Source organism: Nocardia transvalensis (assembly GCF_015477765.1).
Taxonomy (GTDB): Bacteria; Actinomycetota; Actinomycetes; order Mycobacteriales; family Mycobacteriaceae; genus Nocardia; species Nocardia transvalensis_A.
The window spans coordinates 838,394-845,018 of record NZ_JADLQQ010000002.1 but is presented as its reverse complement, the minus strand read 5'-3'; the positions used below and the strand labels follow the sequence as shown (position 1 = coordinate 845,018).

The 6,625-nt window shown below is 65.2% G+C and carries 12 protein-coding genes; 6 read left to right on the top strand and 6 right to left on the bottom strand.

Annotated features, from left to right (window positions below; translation table 11 throughout):
- Positions 1-112: 112 nt before the first annotated feature.
- The gene (locus IU452_RS08000) at positions 113-445 is read right to left on the bottom strand and encodes a Dabb family protein (RefSeq protein WP_195108225.1); all 333 of its coding nucleotides are present in this window, start codon (positions 443-445) and stop codon (positions 113-115) included.
- A 134-nt stretch (positions 446-579) separates the two neighbouring features.
- Between IU452_RS08000 and IU452_RS07995 the strand changes: the two genes are divergently transcribed.
- A complete protein-coding gene (locus IU452_RS07995; RefSeq protein WP_195108224.1) occupies positions 580-1,002 on the top strand; it encodes a pyridoxamine 5'-phosphate oxidase family protein in 423 nt (140 codons plus the stop codon).
- A gap of 180 nt (positions 1,003-1,182) precedes the next feature.
- On the opposite strand, the gene IU452_RS07990 is transcribed toward IU452_RS07995, so the two are convergent.
- The 4 genes from IU452_RS07990 to IU452_RS38000 all read right to left on the bottom strand — a co-directional run bounded on the left by IU452_RS07990 (position 1,183) and on the right by IU452_RS38000 (position 3,109).
- A complete protein-coding gene (locus tag IU452_RS07990; protein ID WP_228816741.1) occupies positions 1,183-1,704 on the bottom strand; it encodes a DUF5994 family protein in 522 nt (173 codons plus the stop codon).
- A gap of 105 nt (positions 1,705-1,809) precedes the next feature.
- The gene (locus tag IU452_RS07985; protein WP_324192496.1) at positions 1,810-2,043 is read right to left on the bottom strand and encodes a hypothetical protein; all 234 of its coding nucleotides are present in this window, start codon (positions 2,041-2,043) and stop codon (positions 1,810-1,812) included.
- A gap of 383 nt (positions 2,044-2,426) precedes the next feature.
- On the bottom strand, positions 2,427-2,582 hold the full coding sequence (locus IU452_RS07980; RefSeq protein ID WP_195108223.1) for a DUF6131 family protein: 156 nt from the start codon (positions 2,580-2,582) through the stop codon (positions 2,427-2,429).
- 107 nt (positions 2,583-2,689) lie between these two features.
- Complete coding sequence (locus IU452_RS38000) at positions 2,690-3,109, bottom strand: hypothetical protein (protein WP_228816738.1); 420 nt, start codon at positions 3,107-3,109, stop codon at positions 2,690-2,692.
- Between the two features lie 224 nt (positions 3,110-3,333).
- Here IU452_RS38000 and IU452_RS07970 point away from each other — a divergent pair, with 224 nt between their 5' ends.
- The 5 genes from IU452_RS07970 to IU452_RS07955 all read left to right on the top strand — a co-directional run bounded on the left by IU452_RS07970 (position 3,334) and on the right by IU452_RS07955 (position 5,608).
- Positions 3,334-3,645, top strand: coding sequence for a hypothetical protein (locus IU452_RS07970; protein WP_195108222.1), 312 nt, complete (start codon positions 3,334-3,336; stop codon positions 3,643-3,645).
- A gap of 243 nt (positions 3,646-3,888) precedes the next feature.
- Positions 3,889-4,641, top strand: a complete 753-nt coding sequence (locus tag IU452_RS07965; RefSeq protein WP_195108221.1) for a DUF998 domain-containing protein — start codon at positions 3,889-3,891, stop codon at positions 4,639-4,641.
- The gene (locus tag IU452_RS39450; protein ID WP_416382284.1) at positions 4,634-5,059 is read left to right on the top strand and encodes an RGCVC family protein; all 426 of its coding nucleotides are present in this window, start codon (positions 4,634-4,636) and stop codon (positions 5,057-5,059) included. The genes IU452_RS07965 and IU452_RS39450 overlap by 8 nt, the downstream gene beginning before the upstream one ends.
- A gap of 11 nt (positions 5,060-5,070) precedes the next feature.
- Positions 5,071-5,214 carry a DUF6307 family protein gene (locus IU452_RS37995; RefSeq protein ID WP_228817033.1) on the top strand — a complete coding sequence of 48 codons (144 nt, stop codon included), beginning with the start codon at positions 5,071-5,073 and terminating at the stop codon, positions 5,212-5,214.
- 103 nt (positions 5,215-5,317) lie between these two features.
- A complete protein-coding gene (locus IU452_RS07955) occupies positions 5,318-5,608 on the top strand; it encodes a DUF5994 family protein (RefSeq protein ID WP_195108220.1) in 291 nt (96 codons plus the stop codon).
- Positions 5,609-5,699: 91 nt separating this feature from the next.
- Here IU452_RS07955 and IU452_RS07950 read toward each other — a convergent pair whose 3' ends face one another.
- Positions 5,700-6,539, bottom strand: a complete 840-nt coding sequence (locus IU452_RS07950; protein WP_416382283.1) for a DUF1206 domain-containing protein — start codon at positions 6,537-6,539, stop codon at positions 5,700-5,702.
- Positions 6,540-6,625: the final 86 nt, after the last annotated feature.

The window sequence follows — 6,625 nt, the reverse complement described above, 5'->3', positions numbered from 1 at the left end:
GGTGGTCATGTCGTCGGACTGGTCGCTGGCGCCCCACGCCCTGGGCTCTGCGTGGTGAACGGATGTGACTTGCAAAGCCAGCATTTGTCACCAGCTGCGGCACCCGTACCGGTCACTCCAGCTGGAACTGGATCGTGGCAGCCTGCGCGAGGATGGGTAGGAAGCATTCCTCGGCGATGGCTTGGTGTGCTGGGTGGTCGCGGTAGGCGAGGTAGGACTGTTGGTCGGCAAAGTCTTGGACGATGGCGAAGTCGTAGTTCGGTGGGGGTGCCTGCGTGGACCACTGCGGTTGGGCGTCGATACCGGCATCGGGACCGAATTCGATGTTTTGGGTCTCGGGGATGAGCTGGGGCATCTGGGTCAGTCGCTCGCCGACGAGCTGGATCTGCTCCTGTGTGGTGTCCGGTTTCCAGGTGCACAGCATGACTTGACGAAGGCTGCTCATGTGTTCCTCCTCGGGTTGTTGATCACCGGGCGGGTCAGGCATTGAGCGGCTGTGTCCGTGGGGTTGGGCGGGGGGCCCGAGGCTGCGGATCGTGGGCTTCGAGTAACGGTGCGGCTCAGCGGGTTTCGATCTTCATGCCGCCCAAGATGCGGCTGCGGGCCAGGTTCCGGTTCGGGCGGGTCGTATTCTCCCGCTACGCTCTGCCCACCATCCGGCCGGTCAGCCACATCCTCGATGACGATGACACGATCGTCATCCACGCAGGCCCCGGCATCACCCTCACCCCCGACCGCCAGGTCGTCGCCTACCAAGCCGACACCATCGACCACCACACCCTGCGCGGTTGGTGCGTCATCATCACCGGCACCGCAGAGCAAATCACCGACCCCGACGACATCGCCCACTACCGCCGACTGCTGCGCGCCGCCTTCCCCGGACCCCGTGACCGCTTCATACGCATCCATCCGGAGATCATCACCGGCGTCGAATACCTCACCACCGCGGTAGCCACCCCACTCCGACGACACGGACCCGCGGCAACTTCCACGACCGAATAGCACCAGCGCGCCCGTGCCGTCACCAGGCATGGGCGGTCCGAGCGCTCGGCCAGTAGTGTCAGCGCAGGCGCCCGGTACAACCTGGCACCGTCGACGGCCAACGCCGCGGCATGTCGCCAGCACCGTTCAGGGAGAAACCAGGGCGGTCGAGGATCACGGTCTCGCGGCGCTGGCGAGAACTCAGACGGATGCGGCTCCGCCTTCGGAATCCCAATTGTGTTCCGCGGCTTTGCTTTCAGCGTGGTCTGATTGTGCTTGTGCGGTGATGGTGAGTAGTTCGGCGACGGTGGAAGGATTCGCGGAGTGGGTCGTGGCGTTCATGGTTGCGTCCGCGACATCCGGGGTGGTGTTCGGGGGGACGATGAGCAGCGCGATTCGGTCGCCGCTGACCCCGAGGACATCGAGGGTGCGGGCCGGTTTGAGCCGGTAACCGTCGAGTCGGACTCGGCGCCCGGCGTCGGCGAATCGCCCCGGTACTGGGGACCATTCGGTGAGGTGGTAGGTGATGCGATGGATGGGTCCCAGACGTGGCCGCAGCAGGGCCAGCAGATCGGGCAGCTCTGCGGCGAGGTCGTCGCTGTGGGGCCACCACGCGCCGTCGATGTGGCCCGGCGTCGCGGTGTCGGAGCGCAGTCGCAACCGTGCACCGGACGCGGAGGGAGGATCTCGCCGGGTGTCGGGCAGGGTCTGTTGAGTGGTCATGATGGGTGTTTCCTTTCCAGGATCTCGGGTTCAGGCCGGTCGCGGCGAATCCGATCGAGCTCGCGCCCGAATTGGTCGAGCTCGACCCGCGCGATTACTGCGCGATTACTGACTGGGCTGGGGTACGTCGACGTGGCAGCTGCCGACTGTCGGGTTCATGCCGAGGTAGTTGAGCGGTCCGGCGACAATGGTCGCCGCGATGGTTCCGGCGCTGGCGCAGGTGGTCGGCACGCTGTTGTAGTAGTGCCGCTGGGCACCGGCGATGACACCGGCAATCAGCCACACGAACACCACGATCATGACGACGCTGGTCATCCGGGAACGGCGGCTGGTGCGCATCCTCCTGCTGTCGTTGGCGTAGGTTCTCATTGCTGTCTCCGGGTAGTCGAGGGGTAGCCGAGTGTGGTGCGGTCACTCGAGCCGGTCTCGTAGGCTTGGGTTGGTGCGGATATGTCTTGAGCCGCCGGCGTTTTCGTTGAGATCTCGACTGATCGCGTTATCCTCCGGATGCGACCGGCGCAGCAGCCGTCGCGCCGCTTCGCCGAGGTCGGGTAGCCGAGTGTCGGCCGAGAGGCGGTTCAGTACCGCCATACCCGATGACGCCGATCACGATGCCAGCGATCAGGACGGTGAGGATGAGCTTGACAGCTCCATAAGCTGGAGGTGAGTGCTGAGCGAGGTTGCGGCGCAGTCGATGTCGAGCGGCTGCGCCGGTGTGCCGGTCAGTAGTAGTGGCTTCGGCCGCCGACGGCGTGGCCGGTGCGGCCCGCGATCATCAGCGCCAGGCCGATGACCAGCAGGACGATTGCGGCGGTGACCAGCAGAGGCATGCCGAGGATGAATCCGGCGACGAGCAGAACGACCCCAACAATGATCATGACGGGTTACCTGACTTCGGATTGACGTGCGATGTCACGAGGCACAGGGATGGCTGGCCGGTGCGAGCGCGGTGGTCGACGGTGGTCGCCGCGTGGGGGCTCGGCGGTCACCGACCGGCCGAGGCGCGACCGAACAGCTTGCCCAGGCCGCGTTCGCGGAAGGTGGGCCGGTGGCCGGTTCCCTGCCCGGCGACGTCGCCGGGTGCATCGGATGCCACATCGGTGGTACCGGTGTGGCTGTAATAGGTGGGGGTCTCGTGGTGGGTGGCTTTGAGTTCCCGGCGCGCGCTGCGCCCGCGGCGGGCCGACCGGCGGGCACCGGCCAGCAGCAGGCCCAAACCCGCGATGCCGATACCGCCGATGACGATGCCGTAGAGGAACAGCACGCCGGTGGAGCCGGTGACGTGGTAGCCGAAGACCGCGAAGTTGTCGGTCAATACGTGGTTGGGGCCGCTGTTGGCAAATACCCCCGCAACGCCGATGAGGACGGCGGCGATGAGGATGACGAGCCCGATGATGACGATCATGGCGATCCCTCGGATCTGTTGATACCTCCAGTACACACCGACCACCACCCAATGTCAACACTGTAGGTCTACAATAATAAACTACAGTGGTTGTCCCCGATGGAAGAGGCCACCCGCGATGCCGAACCCCTGGTCGACCGCAACAATTCGGCCCCGCCACCGACGGTTCCAGCGCCTCCACCGGGCAACCGAACAACGCCCCCACGATCGGACGTGACCCCCTCATGACCACATACCTGGACTCTCGCGACTTGCCGTTCCGCCTGCAATTCCCCGCCACCGACTCCTCGGTGGTGCCACCGCCGCCCGTGCCTGGGTCGCACACGGGAATCTTCACCGTCGCGCTCACCCACGAGTCCGGCGCGGTCGCAAACCGGTACCTGCTGGTGAATTTCGGCGCCGTGGCCTGCCTGACCGTGCACGATCAGGTCACCCTCGACGACCCCCACCAACGCCGCATCACCTGCACCGCGTCCCTCACCCAGGACGGTGACCTCGACATCGAAACCCGATCACGGTCCGCCCACACCAGCTGACCCCCGGGCCCGAAACCCAACTCTGCCACCGCGGAGCGGCTCAGCAGCAACCACCGTGACCGCCCCGCCGACCCAGATCAACGATGCCGATAGCGCGGTCGCGCACCCCATCGGCAACAACCACGAAACGGCGCCCTCGTGAGCATCTTCGATCACACCGTCGACCAGGCCGCGCCGGGAGCCACAGCCTCGGGTCCACCGCCCCCAGATACCCACCGATCGGGAACCGGTGAGACCGCGTGGATGAAGTCTCGACCACTCCGCCACATCATCGCCGGAATCGCCTGGACACTGGTATTCGCGTACCTGGTCATCGAGATCGTGACCGCGATCGCCTGGAAGACCGACTACAGCTTCCGCCACGACACCATCAGCGACCTCGGCATCACCGCATGCACCCCGAACATGTGCTCACCACTGCACCTGCTCATGAACGCGGCATTCGTCGCGCTCGGCCTGCTCACCATCATCGGCGCCATCGGATTCCGCGACTACATCCCCCACGGACGCCGCCAATGGTCGATCGTGGCACTCGCGGTCGTCATCGGCGCGAGTACCGCCGCCACCGGGGTGTTCCCCTCCAACGACGGCATCATCATCCACGGCCTAGCCGTCATGCCGGCGTTCGTATCCCGGCACATCGTGCTGATCCTGCTGGCGATCTGGCTGTGGAAACAACGCCGCCTCGCGGCGATATGGTCGGCCTTGTGCGCTTCCACCGGACTCACCGGCACAGTCCTGCTCACGATCGGCCTGCAAGTCGGCATCAGCGAACGACTCGTCTTCTACCCGCTACCGACCTGGATGGCCGTCACCGGCGCCGTCATCGTGCTCACACCCCTCCGCAACGCACTACCGCGGCGGCCCCGAACGCGCTCGGGCCAGCCGGAATTGCCGGATGTCGCCCACCGCGGCAACGGGGCGATCGCGCCCCTGCGAGCTGAGGCGTATCGACCGGTTCCTCGGAGGTCATGGGTGAGATTGCGGCATGGCTGATCAGCACCTCCGAGCGCGACAAACGGGCGACCAAGCTCGATCGCCAGCACGAGAGCGCTCGGCCTGGACAGCGGGCAATGAGGTTCGCCCGCTGGTGCACGCGACGACCCGAGGAGACAGAGATCCCGCTTTCCGATGGCACGCTCCTGAAGAGCGCGAAAGGTGTAGCGTAGAAATTGTCATCATCGTATGTCCACGGTGTAGACCTACGGAAGGGGTCAGGCAATTGACTTCCGACAAAGGCGTCATCACCATGCCCGCCGCACCGCTCGAATTCTCTTGTGCGGCATGCCCCCACACGTGGGAAGCCCACGACCGGATAGGAATCAGGTACTGCTCCGCGACCACAACGCGCGGGCTGGATCGAAAATGCGCCTGCACCTGCCCGGCCGATCACGAGAAGACCTACTACCGATAGAAAGCAAAAAAATGGCAACCACGCCCTACGAACGTCGAGTGACTCGCGTTCGCGATGTCGTGCGGAAATACTCCCAGCTCGACGACAACGCCGCAACCGAGCTCGCAGTACAGGTGCTGCACGCCCTCGATACGATCCCCGAGAAAATACGCTGACGGAGATCCCGCGGCTTCAGGCCGCCATCGATACCGGCAGATGGTGCGCCAGTTCTACGCCGCGAACCCGGGGGCGAGGAACCGGCGGCATAATGTTGCCTTGGTGGGCGCAGGGGTGGGATTTCGAAGCGTCCGATTCGACGGATACCGACTCGAACCGGCACACACTCTCGATGTCCTCGGTGTCAGCGGGGACCGAATCGCGCTGCTCGTCGTCCCACCGGACACCACCCCGGATGTCGCGCACGCAACCATGAACGCCACGGCCCGCTCCGCGAATCCTTCCACAGTCACCGAACTGCTCACGATCACCGCACGAGCACATCGCGACCACGCCGAAAGCAAAGCCGCGCAACACACGTGGGACTCCGAAGGCGGAGCCGCCGCCGGCTGACCACGCAACTGCCGCGAGACCGTGGTCCTGGACCCCCTCGGCCTCCCCCGAACACCAGCCTCCCGGGGCTGCTGTTCTGAGCTGCGCCCGACTACATCTTGGCGTATCGGGCCATAGCGAAACTGTAGAGGCCGTAGGTGATGATGCCCAGTCCGGCCACGACCAGCAGGGCCATGCCATATGGTTGCGCCCCGAGGGTTTTCAATACGCCATCGAGTCCGGCAGCCCTGTCCGGCTCGGATTGGCTCGCGGCGAGGATCACCAGCAACCCGACCGCGGCAATAGCCAGTCCCTTCGCGATGTATCCGATCGTGCCCAGCCGCCGCACGAGGTTGCTGGTGCTGCCCTCGAGGTCGTCGAGGAAGTTCCGGCTGCCCCCCTTGTACACGTGGTAGCCGCCGATCGCGATGATGATCACCCCGGCCGCGGCGAGGGCGATCGTGCCTGCGGTGGATTGCATCAACCGTGCGGAGAGCCTCGTACTCTCGTCGCCGCTGGATCTGCCGCTGCCGCGGGCGAATCCGAACGCGGAGAAGGCGAACACGAAATAGACCACCGCCAGGGAGAATGCCTTGACGCGATTGATCGCTTCGGACTTGTTGCTGTCTGCGTCAGGTTTGGACGAACTGCCCAGTGCCGCTTCGGCGAGCCGCCACAGTGCCATCAGCACGAACCCGACCACGCCCACCCATAGTGCGCCGATGCCGCCGGGCTTGCTGGCCAGTTCACTCATGGCACCGGATTGATCCGCGGTGCCGCCTGCACCACCGAGAGCGATCCGGATGGCGATGTAGCCGATGATCAAGTGGACGATGCCACTCACGACGAAACCCGCGCGGGCACATCGCTCGAAGATGCTGTTCTGGGCGAACCGACCCGCGATGGAGGACGAGTTGTCATAGGGTGCCCTGGAAGGGTAGCTGTCGGCCACGGCGCCTTCTCCATACGGGTAGTGTCGTGCGGGCATCGACGTTCCACATCGAACGAAACATCCAGCAGATACCCCGCCACGGCATA